19 protein-coding genes are annotated in these 18,736 nt (G+C 65.3%); 8 read left to right on the forward strand and 11 right to left on the reverse strand.

Translation table 11 applies throughout. The annotated features are described in order from the left end of the window. Positions 1–23: 23 nt before the first annotated feature. Positions 24–866 carry an RNA-guided endonuclease InsQ/TnpB family protein gene (locus ACQPZ2_RS42275; protein ID WP_433523438.1) on the reverse strand — a complete coding sequence of 281 codons (843 nt, stop codon included), beginning with the start codon at positions 864–866 and terminating at the stop codon, positions 24–26. Positions 867–884: 18 nt separating this feature from the next. Next, on the reverse strand, positions 885–1,175 hold the full coding sequence (locus tag ACQPZ2_RS42280) for a hypothetical protein (protein WP_433523439.1): 291 nt from the start codon (positions 1,173–1,175) through the stop codon (positions 885–887). A gap of 106 nt (positions 1,176–1,281) precedes the next feature. On the opposite strand from ACQPZ2_RS42280, the gene ACQPZ2_RS42285 reads away from it, so the two are divergent. Further along, on the forward strand, positions 1,282–2,058 hold the full coding sequence (locus ACQPZ2_RS42285; RefSeq protein WP_433523440.1) for an FAD-binding oxidoreductase: 777 nt from the start codon (positions 1,282–1,284) through the stop codon (positions 2,056–2,058). Between the two features lie 416 nt (positions 2,059–2,474). On the opposite strand, the gene ACQPZ2_RS42290 is transcribed toward ACQPZ2_RS42285, so the two are convergent. The 5 genes from ACQPZ2_RS42290 to dnaK all read right to left on the reverse strand — a co-directional run bounded on the left by ACQPZ2_RS42290 (position 2,475) and on the right by dnaK (position 8,387). Continuing rightward, on the reverse strand, positions 2,475–3,644 hold the full coding sequence (locus tag ACQPZ2_RS42290; RefSeq protein WP_433523441.1) for an FAD-binding oxidoreductase: 1,170 nt from the start codon (positions 3,642–3,644) through the stop codon (positions 2,475–2,477). 656 nt (positions 3,645–4,300) lie between these two features. Beyond that, positions 4,301–4,702, reverse strand: coding sequence for a heat shock protein transcriptional repressor HspR (locus ACQPZ2_RS42295; RefSeq protein WP_433523442.1), 402 nt, complete (start codon positions 4,700–4,702; stop codon positions 4,301–4,303). Further along, a complete protein-coding gene (gene dnaJ / locus ACQPZ2_RS42300; protein WP_433523443.1) occupies positions 4,702–5,865 on the reverse strand; it encodes a molecular chaperone DnaJ in 1,164 nt (387 codons plus the stop codon). The genes ACQPZ2_RS42295 and dnaJ overlap by 1 nt, the downstream gene beginning before the upstream one ends. 24 nt (positions 5,866–5,889) lie before the next feature. Next, positions 5,890–6,543: a nucleotide exchange factor GrpE gene (gene grpE, locus ACQPZ2_RS42305; RefSeq protein WP_433523444.1), complete on the reverse strand. Its 654-nt coding sequence runs from the start codon at positions 6,541–6,543 to the stop codon at positions 5,890–5,892. Continuing rightward, entirely contained in the window at positions 6,540–8,387 is a 1,848-nt protein-coding gene (gene dnaK / locus ACQPZ2_RS42310) for a molecular chaperone DnaK (RefSeq protein WP_433523445.1), read from the reverse strand. The genes grpE and dnaK overlap by 4 nt, the downstream gene beginning before the upstream one ends. Before the next feature lie 536 nt (positions 8,388–8,923). On the opposite strand from dnaK, the gene ACQPZ2_RS42315 reads away from it, so the two are divergent. Next, entirely contained in the window at positions 8,924–10,534 is a 1,611-nt protein-coding gene (locus ACQPZ2_RS42315) for an FAD-binding oxidoreductase (protein ID WP_433523446.1), read from the forward strand. A 2-nt stretch (positions 10,535–10,536) separates the two neighbouring features. Here ACQPZ2_RS42315 and ACQPZ2_RS42320 read toward each other — a convergent pair whose 3' ends face one another. After that, positions 10,537–11,022, reverse strand: a complete 486-nt coding sequence (locus tag ACQPZ2_RS42320; protein WP_063044824.1) for a MarR family winged helix-turn-helix transcriptional regulator — start codon at positions 11,020–11,022, stop codon at positions 10,537–10,539. Positions 11,023–11,138: 116 nt separating this feature from the next. Between ACQPZ2_RS42320 and ACQPZ2_RS42325 the strand changes: the two genes are divergently transcribed. The 4 genes from ACQPZ2_RS42325 to ACQPZ2_RS42340 all read left to right on the forward strand — a co-directional run bounded on the left by ACQPZ2_RS42325 (position 11,139) and on the right by ACQPZ2_RS42340 (position 15,221). After that, complete coding sequence (locus ACQPZ2_RS42325; RefSeq protein WP_433523447.1) at positions 11,139–12,848, forward strand: MFS transporter; 1,710 nt, start codon at positions 11,139–11,141, stop codon at positions 12,846–12,848. Beyond that, positions 12,845–13,141, forward strand: coding sequence for a hypothetical protein (locus ACQPZ2_RS42330; RefSeq protein WP_433523448.1), 297 nt, complete (start codon positions 12,845–12,847; stop codon positions 13,139–13,141). The genes ACQPZ2_RS42325 and ACQPZ2_RS42330 overlap by 4 nt, the downstream gene beginning before the upstream one ends. A 392-nt stretch (positions 13,142–13,533) precedes the next feature. After that, positions 13,534–13,971 carry a winged helix-turn-helix transcriptional regulator gene (locus ACQPZ2_RS42335; protein WP_433523449.1) on the forward strand — a complete coding sequence of 146 codons (438 nt, stop codon included), beginning with the start codon at positions 13,534–13,536 and terminating at the stop codon, positions 13,969–13,971. 89 nt (positions 13,972–14,060) lie between these two features. Continuing rightward, the gene (locus ACQPZ2_RS42340) at positions 14,061–15,221 is read left to right on the forward strand and encodes a zinc-binding dehydrogenase (RefSeq protein WP_433523450.1); all 1,161 of its coding nucleotides are present in this window, start codon (positions 14,061–14,063) and stop codon (positions 15,219–15,221) included. 3 nt (positions 15,222–15,224) lie between these two features. On the opposite strand, the gene ACQPZ2_RS42345 is transcribed toward ACQPZ2_RS42340, so the two are convergent. Continuing rightward, positions 15,225–15,839: an NUDIX domain-containing protein gene (locus ACQPZ2_RS42345; RefSeq protein WP_433523451.1), complete on the reverse strand. Its 615-nt coding sequence runs from the start codon at positions 15,837–15,839 to the stop codon at positions 15,225–15,227. 66 nt (positions 15,840–15,905) lie between these two features. On the opposite strand from ACQPZ2_RS42345, the gene ACQPZ2_RS42350 reads away from it, so the two are divergent. Next, complete coding sequence (locus ACQPZ2_RS42350) at positions 15,906–16,178, forward strand: helix-turn-helix domain-containing protein (RefSeq protein ID WP_433523452.1); 273 nt, start codon at positions 15,906–15,908, stop codon at positions 16,176–16,178. Positions 16,179–16,181: 3 nt separating this feature from the next. On the opposite strand, the gene ACQPZ2_RS42355 is transcribed toward ACQPZ2_RS42350, so the two are convergent. Continuing rightward, complete coding sequence (locus ACQPZ2_RS42355; protein WP_433523453.1) at positions 16,182–16,823, reverse strand: endonuclease; 642 nt, start codon at positions 16,821–16,823, stop codon at positions 16,182–16,184. A 60-nt stretch (positions 16,824–16,883) separates the two neighbouring features. Continuing rightward, complete coding sequence (locus ACQPZ2_RS42360) at positions 16,884–18,083, reverse strand: FAD-dependent monooxygenase (RefSeq protein ID WP_433523454.1); 1,200 nt, start codon at positions 18,081–18,083, stop codon at positions 16,884–16,886. A 74-nt stretch (positions 18,084–18,157) separates the two neighbouring features. Between ACQPZ2_RS42360 and ACQPZ2_RS42365 the strand changes: the two genes are divergently transcribed. Next, entirely contained in the window at positions 18,158–18,724 is a 567-nt protein-coding gene (locus ACQPZ2_RS42365; RefSeq protein ID WP_433523455.1) for a TetR/AcrR family transcriptional regulator, read from the forward strand. Positions 18,725–18,736: the final 12 nt, after the last annotated feature.

The raw sequence follows: 18,736 nt of genomic DNA on the forward strand, positions 1-18,736 counted from the left end.
CCTGGAGGCAGGAGATTCACAGCTCAGACCGCAACCGAACCACCCACCTGAGGTAGATGACCCGCTTGTCTCACGTCCTCAACACTGTTGTGGCCGCGTTCTGCCACAACCAGAATCACTCTGGCAGCGTTGCGATCCCGACCCGCAGTGAAGCCGCAGTCGGGGCATCGGAAAATTCTCTCGCGCAGTTCCAGTCGCTTGGCTCTCGCGAAACAGTGACTGCACGTCATCGACGTATAGGCGGGCTGAACCAACACCACCTTCCGGCCAGCCCGCATGCCACGCTCGATCAACTCCCGCAACGCCGCGCCGATCGCCGCGTCCGCCGCCTTGCGGGCCATCGTCGACTTTGCCAAGAATTTCGGCCTGAAATCCTCCACCGCGATCAACCCGTGTTCGGCGACAACACGTTTCGCCCACACTCGCGAATCATGCCGGGTCTGCCGCGCCGCTTTCTTATGCAACTTCGCCACCTGCCGCGCGGCCCGCTGGTACCCGCGAGACTGCGGGCCACGCTTTCCACTGTGCCGGCGGGCCATGCGGCGTTGTGCTTTCGCCAGTTCCGCGGCGCTCCGCTTCCGGCGCCCGAGAAAGGGCAAATCGAACCGGGTATCGGTGGCCGTAGCAGTGACACGCACCCCCCCATCGATTCCGACACCACCGTGGGCTACCGGCGCACTTTCCAGCTCACGCCGCACGACGAACGACGCATACCAATGCCCCAAATTGTCCCGCGTGATACGCACAGAACTCGGGTCCGACGGCAGTTCGCGCGACCACACCACCGGGATACTCACCCCCTTCGGCAGGAGCAGCCTGCCGTCGCGGATGCTGAACCCGCGCAAGGTGTATTGCAGCGACAGCAACGTCTTCTTCCGCGATTTTTACCTCGGCCGGCCACGCCCTTTCACCTTGAACGAATCATCGAGGGCTTGCGCATAGGTGCGCAGCATCTGCTGCTGAGCGACCTGCGACCCATCGCGCAACCACCCCGTCCGCCCACGCGCTTCGGTGAGCAACTTTCCGAGCTTGCCAAAGCTCAGACGTGCACCCGACTTCTGTTGATGCACAGCTTCATTCCACAGAAAGCGGCACCGATCCCACTCCGCAACCAGCGCCCGCTCCGCCCGCGCGCCAGGACGCAGACGATAGCTATACCGCACCACCTCCTCCACACCCCACAACCTAACCGGCACCACCGACATTTCCCTGTACCCCAAGCTCTGAAAGGAGGATGGCGCTTCCATTTCCCCGTGAGGGAGTACTCGCGCCACAACCCCGATGACAATAGATCCGAGCACGCTCGGCAATGGTGCGCCACCGGCGTGGAAGGCGACGGTGGTCGGTCACCATCGGCTGCGTCACGATATCGCGGTAATCCGCCTGATCGGCGAGTACGTCCCGTTCCTCGCCGGTCAATCCGTCGAGGTACAGGTGCCGCAGCACCCGGGGATGCGCCGTCGGCTCTCCCCCGCGCTGCCACCGTCGCTGGACGGCAAGCTGGAATTCCACGTGCGCACGGTGCCGGGCGGCTGGTGCAGCGGCAGTATCGTCGCCGACACCCAACCGGGCGACGAATGGCAGATCAGCTCTCCCCTCGGCACTCTCGCCGTCGATCCGTACGGCGACGAGGTGGTGATGATCGCGGGCGGTACCGGGCTGGCCCCGATGCGCTCCCAGATTCTCGACCTCGCCCGCCACGAGGACCCGCCGCCCACCTACCTGTTCGTGGGCGGCCGCTCCCCGCGCGACCTGTACGCCGATGACATGCTGTTCCTGCTGGCGAACGAATTGCCTTGGCTCACGGTGATTCCCGTGATCGAGGGCCCGGAGGATCCGGGCTGGGTAGACGAATGGTACGAGCAATCGCGCGTGGATATCGGCTTCCCGCTCGACGATATGCTCTTCGGCACGCTCGCCGATGTCGTCGGTTCACACGGCGCATTCGACCACCATCAGGTGCTGGTCTGCGGTTCACCCAATATGGTCCGCGTGACTCTGGATCGACTCGTCGAGACCGGAACCCCTGCTTCGGCAATACAGTTCGAAGGACTTTGACCGACAGCCTGACCACCACGGAGCGAATCTCACGAGCGACGTTCGCCAGGGGCCGCGAACACGCGGCACCCGATCAAGGGCTGTTCAAGCACTGGTCCCCCGTCCGGAGCGAGTCTTACGAGCGACCCGTTCGCGGCCCGTCTCGCGTGCGAGTGGCCGAAGCGCATGCGACGAAGTCGCGAGTCTCGGCCGCTCGGACGCGAGACACCAGGGGGCCGCGAACACGCGGCACCCGATCAAGGGCTGTTCAAGCACTGGTCCCCCGTCCGGAGCGAGTCTTACGAGCGACCCGTTCGCGGCCCGTCTCGCGTGCGAGTGGCCGAAGCGCATGCGACGAAGTCGCGAGTCTCGGCCGCTCGGACGCGAGACACCAGGGGGCCGCGAACACGCCGCGGCCACGCGGCCAAAAACACAGCTCAAAACAGCGGATCGTGGCGGATGTTCTTGGTCTGCGTTCCGGCGGCCATCAAGCGGAACTTGGTGGTCTGCACCATCGAGGGTGATCCGACGATCTGCACATCCCGGTCGGACCATGAGCCGTAGCTCGCGACGACCTTGCCGATCTGGCCGGTCATCCGGGCTTCCAGTCCCGGCCAGGTGTGCTCCGGCTCGCCGGAATCCAGGTACCACCAGGGGTTTTCATCGCTCTCGGTGACCGGCGTGACGGTGAGCCATTTATTGGCGGTGGCCAGTTGGCTCAGGATCTCCAGATCGTAGAGGTCACACGGGTGGTGGCCGCCGACGAACAGATGCACCCGCGGATTGACGCGCCGCTGTGCCATCGCCATGAGCTGGGCGCGCAGGGGTGCGATGCCGGTACCACAGCCGACCATCAGCATTTTGCGTTTCACATTGCGCGGCACGCCGAGTCCGCCGAGCGGTGAACCGAGCAGCCACTGGTCACCGATATTGGTGTGGCCGACAATGGCCGGACTGACCCAGCCGCCGAGCACCCCGCGGATATGGAATTCGATCTCCCCGTTCGCATTCGCGGGCACCGCCGGGGACATATAGCGCCACATGCGCGGCCGAGCCGGGATCTGCACGCTGATGTACTGGCCCGCGGCGTATTGCATCGGCTGATTCAACTGCAGCCGCACCACGGCGAGATTGCGCAGCACCTCGCGGCACTCGACGACGGTCCCGCTCCAGACCGGCGGCGCCGATTCCTGTTCGGCCGCGCCGATCATGGTGTCGCCGATGATCTTCAGGCCCTCGTCCCACGCCCGGTCGACCTCGTCGGTCCACATCTCGGTGCCCGCGAAGATCCGCATCGCGGACTTCAACGAGGTCGCCACGGCGGTGTAATGCGCGGCCTGCACCCCGTACTTGCGGTGATCGCGCCCGAGTTGGGCGAGGAATGGCAATAACTTATTCGGCTCCTCGAGCCGATCCAGCGCGTAGGAGATGGCCTTGACCAATCTGTCACGCTGGGAATCCATCGCTGCGGGGAAGAAATCCCGGACGGCGGGATAGTCCGTGAACAGAATTGCGTAGAACGAACTGGCTAGCTTGGCCGGACCCCCCTCCTCCGCAGCAACCGCCTTGAACGTCGTTCTTATCAAAGCGACGGTCCGCGAGTCCATTTGTGTCACAACCCCTTTTGCACTCGAACACAAACCCGTGCCGGCGAGTGAAGTGCTGCGGGACACTCGACAGCAGCCGATGCGTAACGAGTGTAGGCGAGGTTTGCCAGCCGCGGTATCAGTCGCATAAACATCACGCATGTAATTCCCCCGAACCGAGGAGTCGCACCACGAAAACCCTTGAAAACAAACCGAAAGAACGAACACGACGACGAAATCCGGCATATAATCACCGAATTCGGAAGGCCCGGTTTGCAAGATTCATCCCATTCGTAATCTCGGAGCGATCGCGCGGCAACCCACGATCCGGGACCGCCCATCCGGCTCGAGCAAACCGCAGGCATAGGCCGACCTGGCGACCGACGGAATCGGCGGCCTGCTCCGGCGCATTGTTTGCTGCGGCAAGGGCCACAGCAAACTTCGCAGCTCGGCACATCGTTGGCAACCCTGCCGAACCACATGCCGACGCCCACGAGGGGCTGAACCGGTTGTCGGGTAATGAAACCCGGTTCCGGAGTTTGCTCGAGCACTGCCGATGGTTATTCGGGTCCACAACCCGATTCGGCGTTGCGACATAACGCATTCAAATTATCGGCACGAAATGACAAAAGGCTCCGGGCTCGGCCGAAACCGAATCCCGGAGCCTTTCGCGCTTATCAGCGCCTATTGCGCGGCTTCCACACCACCAGTGCGGTACTGCGTTGCGGCGGCGCGAGATCGGGGCGATACCCCGTGCGCAGCCGATCCAGCTCGGCCGACATCTCGGCGACGCGCTGTTGCAGTTCCTCGACCTGATTGGTGAGTTCGATGATGCGCTTGATGCCCGCCAGATTGACGCCCTCGTCCTGGGATAGCCGCTGCACCTCGCGGAGCAGTTCGACGTCCCGTGCCGAATAACGTCGACCGCCACCCGAAGTCCGTTGCGGCGTAACCAGTCCGAGGCGGTCATACGTGCGCAGTGTCTGCGCGTGCATACCCGCCAACTGGGCCGCCACGGAGATCATGAAGAACTCCGCCCGCGACGCCCCGCCGGACGCCTGCTTCGGATTATCGGACATCACGCACCTGCCCATCCCGCACGTGGATCGAACCCGCTGGTCTTCTCGGCCTCCGCGTAGCGCTTGAGCGCCTCGGCGGCATTGTCGTCCAGCTTCTGCGGCACGGCCACCTTGACGGTGACGAGCAGATCGCCCGCCCCGCCGCCGGGACCGCGCTTGGGCACGCCACGGCCGCGCACCCGCAGGATGCGACCGTCCGCAGTGCCCGGGGGCACCTTGACACCGACGCGCCCTTCCAGCGTGGGCACGGAAACCGTTGTGCCCAGCACCAATTCACTGTAACTGACCGGCAGTACCAGCGTCAGGTCGTCGCCGTTGCGGCCGAAGACCTTGTCCTGGCTCACGTGCACGGTCACATAGAGGTCACCCGAGGGCGCACCACGCAGTCCGGCCTCGCCCTGTCCGGCCAGCCGGATCTTCTGCCCATCGCTGACACCAGGGGGAATCCGCACCGTGATGGTGCGGGTCCGATTCTGGATGCCGCTGCCGTGGCAGTCGACACACGGATCGTCGATGATCGAACCGCTACCACGGCATTCGTCGCACGGCTCGCTGAAGCCGAACGCGCCCTGGTTGCGGCTGATCACCCCGTTGCCATTGCAGACAGGGCAGACTCGCGGACTGGTCCCCGGCTTGGCGCCGCTGCCGTGACAGGTCGTACACGGCGACGGACTCGTCATCCGCAGCGGAACCGTGACACCCTGTGCGGCCTCGCGGAAGCCGAGGGTCGTCTCGGTCTCCACATCGGCGCCGCGGCGCGGACGGCTCGCGGTCCGCGTGCCACCCCGGTTGAACAGGCCGCCCAGCAGGTCACCGAGGCCACCGTCGCCGGCATTCGCCTGGCCGAAGATGTCCCCGATATTGAAGTCCTGCGAGAAGCCGCCGCCCGCACCGGGAGTGAAGCCACCCCGCCCGTATCCGCCACCGGCGAACAGCTTTCGGGTCTCGTCGTATTCCTTGCGCTTGGCCGGATCCGACAGCACGGCATGCGCCTCGCTGACGGATTTGAACCGCTCCTCGGCCTTGGTATCGCCGGGATTGGCATCCGGATGCAGGTCACGGGCGAGCTTGCGGTACGCCTTCTTGATCTCGTCCTGGGAGGCGCTGGAGGAGACACCCAGCTCCTTGTAGAAGTCCTTTTCGATCCACTCCCGTTGGCTCACCGGGCATCTCCTCCTCTCGGGTTCCTATTGGTTGTTCGCATTGGCATCAGCATCCGATGCCTCTTCTTCGACCAGATCGGCCACGCCATCGGTTACCCCGACGAGCGCGTGCCGAAGCACTCGATCGCCGAACCGATAGCCCTTGCGCATGACAAGGCCGATCACCGGATCGTGTCCGGAGCCCTCGTGCTGCACGGCTTCGTGCAGGGTCGGGTCGAAAGGCTCACCCTCCGTACCGAATTCCTGCAGCCCCTGCTTGTGCAGCGCGTCGGCGAGCTTATCCGCGACCGACTTGAGCGGTCCGGCATCGAGATCGCCGTGCGCCCGCGCACGATCGAGATCGTCGAGTACACCGAGCAATTCGGAGACCACGGCCGCCTTGGCCGAATCGATGGTGGCCTGGCGGTCCCGCTCGACCCGACGCCGGTAGTTGGCGTATTCGGCGGTCAGCCGCTGCAAGTCGGCGGTGCGCTCGGCCAGTTCCTTGGTGATGGCCTCGGCCAGGATCTCGGCGCCCTCATCGGAACCGATGACGGGTTCGGTGCCGTTCCCGGCTTCGGGACCGGGCCCGGCGGCAGACTGATCCGCCGCCGGTTCCCGGATTTCACCTGTCTCCGGATCGATCTTGCGATTGTCGACGAAGGTGATCGGCTCCTGCTCGGAGTTTCCGTCGCTCACTTCTTCTCCGTGTCGACCGGCTCGTCAACGACCTCGGCATCCACGACCTGGTCATCGCTCGCGGAGCTCGACGCGCCGTTGCCGGACGCGGCCTGGTCGGCGGCCGATGCCTCGTAGATCGCCTGACCCAGCGCCTGCGACTCGGTCGCGAGCTTCTCCACCGCGGACTTCACGGCCGCGATATCGGTGCCCTTGAGCGCCTCGTTGGCCTCGGCGATGGCCGCCTCGACCTTGGTCTTGACGTCCGCGGGGACCTTGTCCTCGTTCTCCTTGATGAACTTCTCGGTCTGGTGCACCAGCGACTCGGCCTGGTTGCGGGTCTCGGCCTCCTCGCGGCGGGCCTTGTCCTCGGCGGCGTGCGCCTCGGCGTCCTTGACCATCCGGTCGATCTCCTCCTTGGACAGGCCGGAGCCGTCCTGGATCTTGATCGTGTTCTCCTTGCCGGTGCCCTTGTCCTTCGCGGTCACGTGCACGATGCCGTTGGCGTCGATATCGAAGGTGACCTCGATCTGCGGCACACCACGCGGGGCCGGCGGGATGCCGGTCAGCTCGAAGGAACCGAGCAGCTTGTTGTGCGAGGCGATCTCGCGCTCACCCTGGAACACCTGGATCTGCACCGACGGCTGGTTGTCGTCGGCCGTGGTGAAGGTCTCCGAGCGCTTGGTCGGGATGGTGGTGTTGCGCTCGATGAGCTTGGTCATCACGCCGCCCTTGGTCTCGATACCCAGCGACAGCGGGGTGACATCGAGCAGCAGGACGTCCTTGACCTCACCCTTGAGTACACCGGCCTGCAGTGCGGCGCCGACGGCGACGACCTCGTCCGGGTTCACGCCCTTGTTGGGCTCCTTGCCGCCGGTCAGCTCGCGAACCAGGTCCGAGACGGCGGGCATACGGGTCGAGCCACCGACGAGCACGACGTGGTCGATATCGGCCACGTTGATGCCCGCGTCCTTGATCACGGACTGGAACGGCGCGCGGGTGCGGTCGAGCAGGTCCGAGGTGATCTTCTGGAATTCGGCGCGGGTCAGCTGCTCGTCGAGGAACAGCGGGTTCTTGTCGGCGTCGACGGTGATGTAGGGCAGGTTGATCGAGGTGCTCTGCGAGGAGCTCAGCTCGATCTTGGCCTTCTCGGACGCCTCACGCAGGCGCTGCATGGCCATCTTGTCCTTGGTCAGGTCGATGCCAGCACTGGCCTTGAACTTGTCGACCAGCCAGCTGACGACACGCTCGTCCCAGTCGTCACCACCGAGGTGGTTGTCGCCGGAGGTTGCACGGACCTCGACGACGCCCTCGCCGATTTCCAGCAGCGAGACGTCGAAGGTGCCGCCACCGAGGTCGAAGACCAGGATGGTCTGTTCCTTGTCGCCCTTGTCCAGGCCGTACGCGAGCGCGGCCGCGGTGGGCTCGTTGACGATGCGCAGCACGTTCAGACCGGCGATCTGACCGGCCTCCTTGGTGGCCTGGCGCTGCGAGTCCTCGAAGTACGCGGGCACGGTGATGACCGCGTCGGTGATCTCCTCGCCCAGGTAGGCCTCGGCGTCCCGCTTCAGCTTCATCAGCACGCGCGCGCTGATCTCCTGCGCGGTGTACTTCTTGTCGTCGATGGCCACCGACCAATCGGTGCCGATGTGGCGCTTGACCGAGCGGATGGTGCGGTCGACGTTGGTGACCGCCTGGTTCTTGGCGGGCTGACCCGTCAGAACCTCTCCGTTCTTGGCGAACGCGACGATCGACGGGGTGGTGCGCGATCCTTCAGAGTTCGCGACGACGACCGGCTCGCCGCCTTCGAGAACGGCGACGACCGAGTTCGTGGTCCCGAGGTCGATTCCGACCGCACGAGCCATGGTGGTTCCTCCTGTGTCCATTTCGGTATGAGCGGGGCACTGCGTGGTTACGCAAGCTGCCGCCTCCGTGCCTGACCTCTCATACCGGGTTGACGTAACTTCTTGTGTCGGTGCTGGGTAATCGCGGTTTTCGGGCGATCTACCCGCTCTGCGACATCCGCCCGGGTCAACCGGGTCGGGTGCCGCGAGACCTCGCCCCAAGCACCTCACGGAGCACGGTCCCAGCAACGCTGAGCGTGGTCGGCTCAATCCTGCACCCATTCGATACCGGGCGTCAACTGAAACTTGAGCCGAGCGCACTCAACACTGCCGAACAGCTCAACCGACGGCCCACGCTGTTCTATTCCCGATGCGGGAAGAAAGGGCCGTTGCCCGCCATTCTCGTCAGGCCCGATGACCCGAACCGGAATCGTTGACCACTTGCGATCGACAGCGAACTGCCCTGATTCCGTCCACCCCGGGGCGGGTTGCCCGTGGATCCGGTGGTCCACGAGGATGGCGGTGACGGCGGCGTCGATCCGCCGAAAGGAGTGGATGTGCCGACGAAGACGCGGTCCTGGTGGGGCTGGGGCAATGTCGAGGACGCGGTCGTCGGCGCGGAGCGGGAAGCACTGACGGCGCGGGTCGCGGCGATTCTGCCCGGTGCGGATCTCACACCACACGAACCGCCGTCGGTCGAATCGCTCGGAATGCCCGAACCGCGGGTGAGCGCTCCGGATTCGCTCGCCGAGCTGGTGTCGACGGATCCGGCCGATCGGGCGGCGCACGCGCACGGTCAGGCGTTTCGCGATGTGGTGCGCAATCTGCTCGGCGAGGTGCGCAATGTGCCGGACCTGATCGTCCGGCCGCGCACGGAGGGCGAGATCGTCGACGTGCTCGACTGGGCCGCCGGGGCGAATATCGCGGTAATCCCGTTCGGGGGTGGAACTTCCGTGGTCGGCGGGGTCGAGCCGAGGTTGCCCGCTCGATCGACCGGATTCGCGGGGGCGATCAGTCTGGACCTCGCTCGGCTCGATCGGGTGCTGGAGATCGATCGCACCAGCCGGGCGGCGCGAATTCAGGCCGGAGTCTTCGGCCCGGCGCTGGAGGATCAACTGCGCGGCGCGAATCTGACGCTGCGGCATTTTCCGCAGTCGTTCGAATTCTCCACACTCGGCGGCTGGCTGGCCACCAGGGCCGGTGGACATTTCGCGACGCTGTACACCCACATCGATGACCTGGTCGAGTCGATGCGAGTGGTAGCCCCGACGGGCACAAGCGAATCGAGGCGGCTGCCAGGATCGGGGGCTGGGCCGTCACCGGATCGGCTGTTCCTCGGATCCGAAGGGACACTGGGAATAGTCACCGAGGCGTGGATGCGCTTGCAGGACCGGCCACGTTGGCGCGCAACGGCTTCCGTGCACTTCGACGACTACACCCAGGCCGTGGCCGCCACCAGGGCCATCGCGCAGTCCGGCCTCTACCCGGCCAATTGCCGGCTACTCGATCCGGCCGAGGCATTTCTCAATGCCGGTGCCGCGACGAGCGGCGGTGTGCTGGTACTCGGATTCGAATCAGCCGATCACCCCACGCGCACCTGGATGGAACGCGCGCTCGAGTTGGTCGCCGACCACGGCGGCACTCTTCCCGAACCCGCGCGCTACACCGAATCGACCGAGCACCGAGGAGGTTCGAGCGCGGCCGCCACCTGGCGTTCGTCATTCCTGCGGATGCCCTATCAACGCGACGCCCTCGCGGCCCGGTCGATGATCACCGAAACCTTCGAAACCGCCTGCACCTGGGACAAATTCGACAATCTGAAGGCAGCCGTGACCGAGGCCGCCAACGCCGCCATCCGATCTGTCGGCGCCACCGGCGTGGTGACCTGCCGCTTCACCCATGTGTACCCGGACGGCCCTGCGCCATATTTCGGCATCTACGCCGCGGGTCGCTGGGGCAGTACGCTCGCGCAGTGGGATGACATCAAAGCCGCTGTGTCCGAGGCACTCTCAGCTGCGGGCGGGACCATAACCCACCATCACGCGGTGGGCCGAGACCACCGACCGTGGTACGACCGCCAGCGCCCCGACCCGTTCGCGAATGCGTTACGGGCGGCCAAATCCGCGCTGGATCCGGCCGGAATCCTCAATCCCGGCGTGCTGATCTGAGCTCAGCACTTGTCTGGTGAGCGGGCCAGGCCCGGGTGAATGCCCGGGATGAGTCCGTTCGACGCCGCGGTGCGCTGCAGAAGGTCGACCAGGGTGGCGCGCTCGTCGGGTTCGAGCGCCGCCGTGACATCGGCGTCCAATCCGGTCACGATCGCCTCGGCGCGGGTGAGCAGCTCGTGCGCCGCCGGGAGTAGATACACCGCGTGGGCGCGCCGGTCGGTCGGATGTTTGCGTCGCTCGACGAGTCCGCGCTTCTCCAGTTCGTCCACCAGCCCGACCATCACATTGCGGTGGATCCGCTGCGCCTCGCACAGCTGCTGCTGCGATTGGCCATCGTTGGCACTCAATATTCGCAGCGTGCCGTAGTGGCGTGGGCTGATGCCGAGCGGCGCGAGCAGGTCGGTGAAGCGCGCAGCGACATGGAACCCGAGCTGACCGAGCAGGAAGGCGGGGTGCTCGGACAGCGGCACGAAGGTCGGTTCGGTCACTCATCGAGCATACCCCGATCAACGCACCCTTAGTGATTGCACACTTGATTGATAATCACTTCATGTGCATAGTTTGAGGTGTCGTCCTACTCCACCGATCCGAAAAGAGCCTTCTCGTGGATACCGACATCTCTCCTGGCGCAGACGCGCCACTCGACCCGCGCCGATGGATCGCCTTCGCGGTCGTGCTGGCCGCGGGGTTCATGGATCTACTCGACGTCACCATCGTCAATGTCGCGGTACCGAGCATCCAGACCGATCTGGGCGCCCAGTATTCGCAGATCGAATGGATCATCGCGGCGTATGTGCTCGCCTTCGCCGCGGTGCTCATCACCGGCGGCCGACTCGGCGATATCTACGGTCGCAAGCGGATCTTCCTGATCGGCATGACCGGATTCACGCTGGCCTCGGCCGCGTGCGGCTTCAGCTCGGATCCGACCATGCTGATCACCTCCCGGTTCGTCCAGGGCGCGATGGCCGCGCTGATGGTGCCGCAGATCCTCGCCATCATCCGGGCCACCTTCCCGCAGGAAGAGCGCGCCAAGGCCATCGCGATCTACAGCGGTGTCGGCGGCTCGGCCTCCGCGGTCGGCCTGTCACTCGGCGGACTGCTGGTGCAATGGAATCTGTTCGACCTGGACTGGCGGCCGATCTTCCTGGTCAATGTGCCGGTCGGGATCGCGGCGCTGATCGCCGCGACCATCGTCATGCGGGATTCACGCTCGCCAGCCTCGCCGCGACTGGATCCCATCGGCATGGTGCTGGCGATCTCCGCGGTGCTGCTGCTGGCATATCCGCTCACCGAGGGCCGCCGATTGGGCTGGCCCGCATGGACTTTCGTCATGATGGTGAGCGCCGCGGTGGTCTTCGGCGCATTCGTCGTCTTCGAGCGGCGGCGGGCGCGGAGTGTCGGATCCCCGCTGATCGATCTGGAGCTGTTCCGGTCCCGCCCGTTCACGGTCGGCCTCGCCAGCTGGCTGCTGTTCTGGATCGGGCTCGGCGGGTTCTTCCTGATCTGGACGCTGTTCATGCAGGCCGGGCTGGGCTGGTCGGCAATGCGGGCCGGGCTCACGGCAGTCTTCTTCGCGGTCGGCGCGGGCATCGGGGCCGGGGTTTCGGTGAGTGTGCTCGCGCCGCGGTTCGGGCGCATCGTGCTGGTCGCCGGTGGTGTGGTGAATGCCGGTGGATTCGCGCTGTACGGGTGGCTGGCCGCGCATTACGGTGCGTCGATCGCGTCATGGCAGATGGTGATTCCGCTGATCGTCACCGGTGCCGGATTCGGCATGGTGGTCGCGCCGACCATCGACCTGCTGCTCGGTCAGGTGCCCGCGCGTGAGGCGGGGGCGGCGTCCGGACTGCTCAATACCGGACAGCAGCTCGGCACCGCGCTCGGTGTCGCATTGGTCGGCGTGGTCTTCTTCGGTCAGCTGGACCATGATTCGACGCGTGGAGTCGAGGCGGTCACGCCGCAGGTGCGCACCGAACTCTCGACGATCGGCCTACCCGGACCGGCACAGGACCAGATCATCGCGAATTTCCTCGCCTGCGTTCACGACCGGTCGGCACAGGTGGATCCGACGGCGGTACCGGCCAGCTGCCAGAGTTCCGGTGCGGGCAATTACGCTGTGGCACAGGTGCTCACCGATGCGGGCGAACGGGCCAATGCGGTGAATTTCGCCAACACCTTCCGCTACACGCTGTGGTACGGCATCGGCCTACTGGCCGTCATGTGCCTCGGCTTCCTCGTGCTCCCCAGGGATGCACGGCTCGGGCAGCACCACATCGATGATCCTCTCGAACTGGTACCGACAGGAGCTCTGAGGTGAAAGTACTTGCCGTCGGACGCGGACAAGCCGTCGTCGACACCGCAACGGAATTGTTGCGGGCCAATGGTTATGCCGCCGTCGGTACCGTCGCCGACGCCGAGGCATTGCGCGTACTCGATACCGGCGAGATCACCAATTTGATCATCGGTGGTGGCGTTGAACCGAATTCGCGTGCGGCACTGAAGCGGAAAGCGGCCGACCGGCACGTCACCGTGCACGAGGCCGAGCGCGGCGGTCGCGGTATCGAGGATTACCTGAACGAGGTGGTCATCCCGACGCTGGATCGTCAGTAGTAGCCAAACGGCGGTTCCCGCACCCCCGCGGGAACCGCCGTCGTCAGCCGAATTACCGAGTTGACCGCCACATTCGGCTTCGCAGATCGGTACCGCGGATGAGCTGAATGCGCCAGGGCGTCAACCGGAAAACGTGCAGCTTCGGATCGTGAATACCCTGCCAGAACTGACCGAGCGGATAACCTGCTCCGGCGGGACTGGTTCGTTGGTACAGATCCCAAACATGCTGTCGGGTGGTGAGATCGCCCAGTGAAACCCATTGCGCGACCGCGTCTGTGTGCACCGCGTTCTGGCGCGGGGTCCAGTAGGAGAAGGTAGTTTCAGGCGCGCATGAGCTGATCTGCGGCGGAGCCGTAGGGCGCGGTCGTTCTGCGCAGGCAGAATCGGTGACCATGGAAGAAGGCACTTCGAAGTCACCCGGTCACTGCGGGGATACCGAGGCGGACTACGACGTTCTCCAGTGGGATACCCGGGTCGACTGCGAGGTCCGCCAGATTCTGGACCGGGTGGCCGATAAATGGTCACTGTTGGTCATCGCGCTGCTCGAGCAACGCAGCCTGCGTTTCACCGAACTCAAGCGCAAGATCGATGGCGTGAGCCAGCGCATGCTCACCCGCACGCTGCGGCATTTGGAGCGTGACGGGCTGATCGAGCGCACGGTGTATCCGACGGTGCCCCCACGGGTGGATTACGCCCTGACCCCGCTCGGCATCAGCCTGCACACCACCATCAAAGCGCTGGTGGTCTGGACCGAGACCCACCAGAACGCGATCGCCGCGGCCCGTGATTCCTACGACCGTCGGGCGCTGGAAACCGAAGCGACGGTCTGACTCGGACCCGCATTTTCTTCCCGCACGGCAAGTAGGGTGGCGATAACGGGAGGTTGCGAGCCGTCCCGACGCGATCCGAGGAGTTCGTTATGAGGGCCGCCGTCGTCACCGATACCAAGTTTTCGGTGGAGGAATTGCCGACACCGACGCCCGGTCGCGGGCAGGTGCTGATCAATGTGTCGCGGTGCGGCATCTGCGGGTCCGATCTGCATGCCCGCACCCATGCCGACGAGATGGCCGAGTTGGCCGCACGCACCGGATACGACCAATTCATGCGCGCGGAACAGAGTGTGGTGCTCGGACACGAATTCAGTGGCGAGATAGTCGATTACGGGCCGGGCTGCCGCAAACGCTGGCGCACGGGTACACCCGTGGTGGCACTGCCGATCGTGCGCCACGATGGCGCACCGCAGCTGACCGGGCTCTCGACGGCCGCGCCCGGCGCGTATGCCGAGCAGGTGGTGGTGCAGGAGTCCATGACGATGCCGATCCCGAACGGACTTTCGGCCGAACATGCCGCACTCACCGAACCGATGGCCGTCGCCTGGCACGCGGTACGCAAGGGGCACGTCGGCAAAGGCCGGACTGCGTTCGTAATCGGCTGTGGTCCAATCGGTTTGGCTGTCATCAGCATGCTGAAGGCGTCGGGCGTACGCACGGTGGTCGCCAGCGATTTCTCCCCACGCCGCCGCGAACTCGCCGTCGGCTGCGGCGCCGATATCGTCGTCGATCCCGCGACCGAATCCCCTTGGGAGGCAGCGCCGAAGCGCAGGCAGATCAACGGTGTCACCGATATTCTCAGCCTCGGTTTCGACACCATGGAACGGCTGCGCCGCGTCCCGAATCTGCCCTGGTGGTACGTCTTCCGGCTGGCGCACTCACTCGATGCGGGTCCGGCAGGTCCGGTCGTCTTCGAATGCGTCGGGGTGCCGGGCATTATCGATCAGATCCTCGCGGCCGCGCCGCCGCTGTCGCGCGTTGTCGTGGTCGGCGTCTGTATGGAGACCGACCGCTTCCAACCCGCGATGGCCATCAACAAGGAAATCGAACTTCGCTTCGCCTTCGGCTACGATCCGGGTGAATTCCGCGACACGCTGCATATGATCGCCGACGGGAAGGTCGATCCGGCTCGCTTGATCACCGGCACCGTCGGGCTGACCGGCATCGAAAATGCGTTCGCCGCGCTGGCCGATCCGGAACAGCACGCGAAGATCCTGATCGACCCGGCCAGTACGGCGACGACGCCCTGACGCTCAGCCGAGGTGCCGGTCGCGATCGGGCTGCCGATCGAGCCACGATGGCGCCGCGGTGTCCGGATAGCTGAGCGCGGGTTGGCCGTGCTCGAGGTAGACGGCGTGGCCCTCCATGCGGGCACGGAAGGCCTGCCAGACGCGGCGGCACAGCTCGGGTCGGGCGAGGGTGTCCACGGTGTCGACGCGAACCCACTGCCAGCGGTCCAGTGCGCTCGCTCGCAGTTGGATGGCCGATTCGTCGCCGAGTTCGCCGCAGTCGAAGATGTAGAGGATCGTGTCGCCAGCGGTTTTCTGTGCCCAGTCGTGCACGAGCAGGCGCTGCGGCGGGCGGTCGAGGCCGAGTTCTTCGCCGATCGCGCGGCGACAGGCCGCTGCGGGCGATTCGCCGGGCCCGACAATGCCGCCCGGAATGTCCCAACCGCCCCGATCGACCGAATGGACGAGCAGCACGTCCTCGCCGCGCACGAATAGCGCCCCCGCAGCCAGTCTCACCTGGGCGAACGGTTTCGCGTCACGGTCCGACATCACCTCACGACCTTCCTTCGCCGGGTCCGGAAATACGCGGGTTCGGCGGAGTTGCCGCCGTTTGACCGCACCTGCTGCGACGATGGGCACGGTCTCTCCACTTGTACACCAGCAGCGCACATACGTCCTCGAACAGCTCGAGAAGGTGGGCTAAGCATGGCCGAGAAGATCTTCGACATCGTGTGGGATGCGATCGACGACATCCGAGACGACGTCGAGAACATGCGGCTGCGGTCGCAGTTGATATTCGAACTGACCGACCGGATCGCGGCCCAGGGCTGGAGTCCGGACGCCGCCGCCGAGCACCTAGGCGTGACCGCCGCGCGGATCTCCGACCTGCTCGGCGGCCGAACGCAGCTGTTCAGCCTGGACGCGCTGGTCAATATGATCGCCGCGGCCGGTCTGCGGGTACAGGTGCTGATCACCTGATCCTCAGGTGGCGGCGAGCACCTGATCGGCGATCTCGCGGTCCAATGCGACCCGCACCAATGCGGCGGCCAGATCGGCGGTGTGGTTTTCGGGGGCCAGATCGGCCAGGCGGTCCGGATCCTTCGGAAGCCGGACGCGTTCGGCGCCACGCAGCGCGCGTTCGTCGAAATGCGGACGGGCCCAGGTCCATACGTCCTGGACTTCGCGTAAGAAGATATCGCTGCCGGTCGGGCCGATGCCCTGGAACTGTTGCAGCAGTTCGGCGGCACGGGTCGGCACGTGCTCGGCTTCGTCGGCGAGTTTGCGCAGATCACCGTCGTAGCGGTCGAGCACGCGAGACGCGTTGGCGCCCAAGCGTGACGCCGTACTTTCGTCGTAGCGCTTGTAATGGGCGCGCCCGAGTGCGTCGACGAGTTCCTGCCAGTCGGCGTCCGCGACCCGGTCCGGGGTGCGATATCCGGTGCTCACCAGTTCCTTGGCCGCGGCGACGGCGATATCGGCGGAGATCCGGGTGCTGAGCAATTCGGCGAGCATGAGCAGTTGGAAGAGCGGAGCGGGTTTATCGGCCAGGGTGATGCCTGCCTCGGCCGCGTAGCCGGTGCCCGCCCGGTCCAGCAAAGCGTTCACCACATCTTTTTGAGTCATCGCATGCTCCTGGGTTCGATATCCGGGGCGTACCCAAGGGTCGCGGGTCCACACCCGGGACTACGCCGCGTAATCCTTCGCGACGACCGTGCGGGCGACCTTCTGCGGTGCACCGCCGATCAGACCCCGCCACGGCAGGTACGGCAGCAGACGGACATTGAGATTGCGCATGCGGATCATCGAATTGCTCGGCGGCGCATACCATTTGCCGACACCCTCGGCGAAGGTCTGACAGGCCCGCACCATCGGCAGCATTTCCGCGCGATAGCGGGCGAAGGCGATGGTGTGATCACCACCCGCGGCGGCGAGTTCACCGGCCAGGATGTAGGCACCGACCAGCGACAGGTCGGCGCCCTGACCGGATAGCGGTGATGCGCAATAGCCCGCATCGCCGACCAGTGCGACGCGCCCCTTGGACCAGTCCTCCATGTGGATCTGTGCCATGGCGTCGAAGTAGAAATCGTCGGCGGCATCGAGGTGGGCGAGCAGTTTCGGCACCTCCCAGCCCTGACCCGCGAATCGGTCGGCGAGGATCTGCTTCTGCTGTTCGATATCGCGGTAGTCGTAGTCGAGTTGCTCGGATTCGAACGCGAAAACCGCTTTGGCTTCGGTGTTCCGGCGTGCGCTGTAGCTGCCCGCGATGGTGCCGGGAGTGTTGTAGTCCAGCTCCCATCGATCGAGTTCGAGCAGGTTGGGGGTGGTGTAAATCGAAATGCAGTAGCCCATATGCCGGATGAAGTCCGATTCCGGGCCGAAGACCAGTTTGCGGATGTTGGAGTGCACGCCGTCCGCGCCGATCACCAGGTCGAAGGTGCGGGGTTCGGCATTGACGAAGGTGACGTGCACGCCCGAATCATCTTGGGCGAGTTCGGTTATCGAGTCGCCGAAGAGGTACTCGACGTTGCCCTCGGTGGCCTCGTAGAGCACACCGGACAGGTCACCGCGCTGAATCTCGGTGTCGCCGTTGGCTCCTACGCCATTGAAGACTTCACTACTGATGTCTGCCTTCACCTTGCCCGCAGCATCGACATAGGAGGTGCCGCGCTTGCCGGTGCTCAGCTCGTGCACCCGCTCGAGCAGGCCCATGCGACGCAAAACATCGGTCGCGGTGCCGAGTACGTCGATGGCCTGACCGCCCTCGCGCAGCCGCGGTGCGCGCTCGACGATCGTCGGGGTGAATCCGTAGCGGTGCAGCCAGAAGGCCAGTGCCGGTCCGGCGATGCTCGCTCCGGAGATGAGAACGGTGCGGTTACTACTCATGCCGAAAACTGTACATTTGTCTTAGGCGCATGCGCAAGACAAATGCCTAAGGCGATTGCGCTAGCATGCCGACCATGGGAAATCGCGAGGATCTGCTGGCGGGCGCGCGCCGCTGCCTGTTCGAGAAGGGCTATACGCGCACCACCGTGCGCGATATTTCGAATGCGGCGGGCGGGGTCAGCATGGCGGCCATCGGCTACCACTTCGGCTCCAAGGAGGCACTGCTCAATGCGGCACTGGCCGAGGCGAATCGGGAGTGGGGCGATGAACTCGAACGCACCCTGAGCGCGGCAGCGGAGCCGAATTCGACTGCGCTGCAACGTTTCGAAGCGAACTGGACGGCGGTGCTCGACTCGATTGCCGATCACCGCGGGCTCTGGTCGGCGACCTTCGACATCCTCGCCCAGTCCGGGCAGGACGAGGCGACCCGCGAACAGTTGGCAGACAGTCTCGACGAGGCTCGCCGTGGGCTGGCCCGCCTGTTCGAGGGCATCGATGAATCCGATACCGAAGGCGGGCGTGCCATCGGGTCGCTCTATCAGGCGCTGCTGACGGGGTTGGCCGCGCAGGTTCTGATCGACCCGGAGCACGCGCCGTCGGGCAGGGAGTTGGCCGAGGCGTTGCGGCGGATCACCGGTTGACCACTGTTGCTC

The organism is Nocardia pseudovaccinii, assembly GCF_050942345.1.
Classification (GTDB): domain Bacteria; phylum Actinomycetota; class Actinomycetes; order Mycobacteriales; family Mycobacteriaceae; genus Nocardia; species Nocardia pseudovaccinii.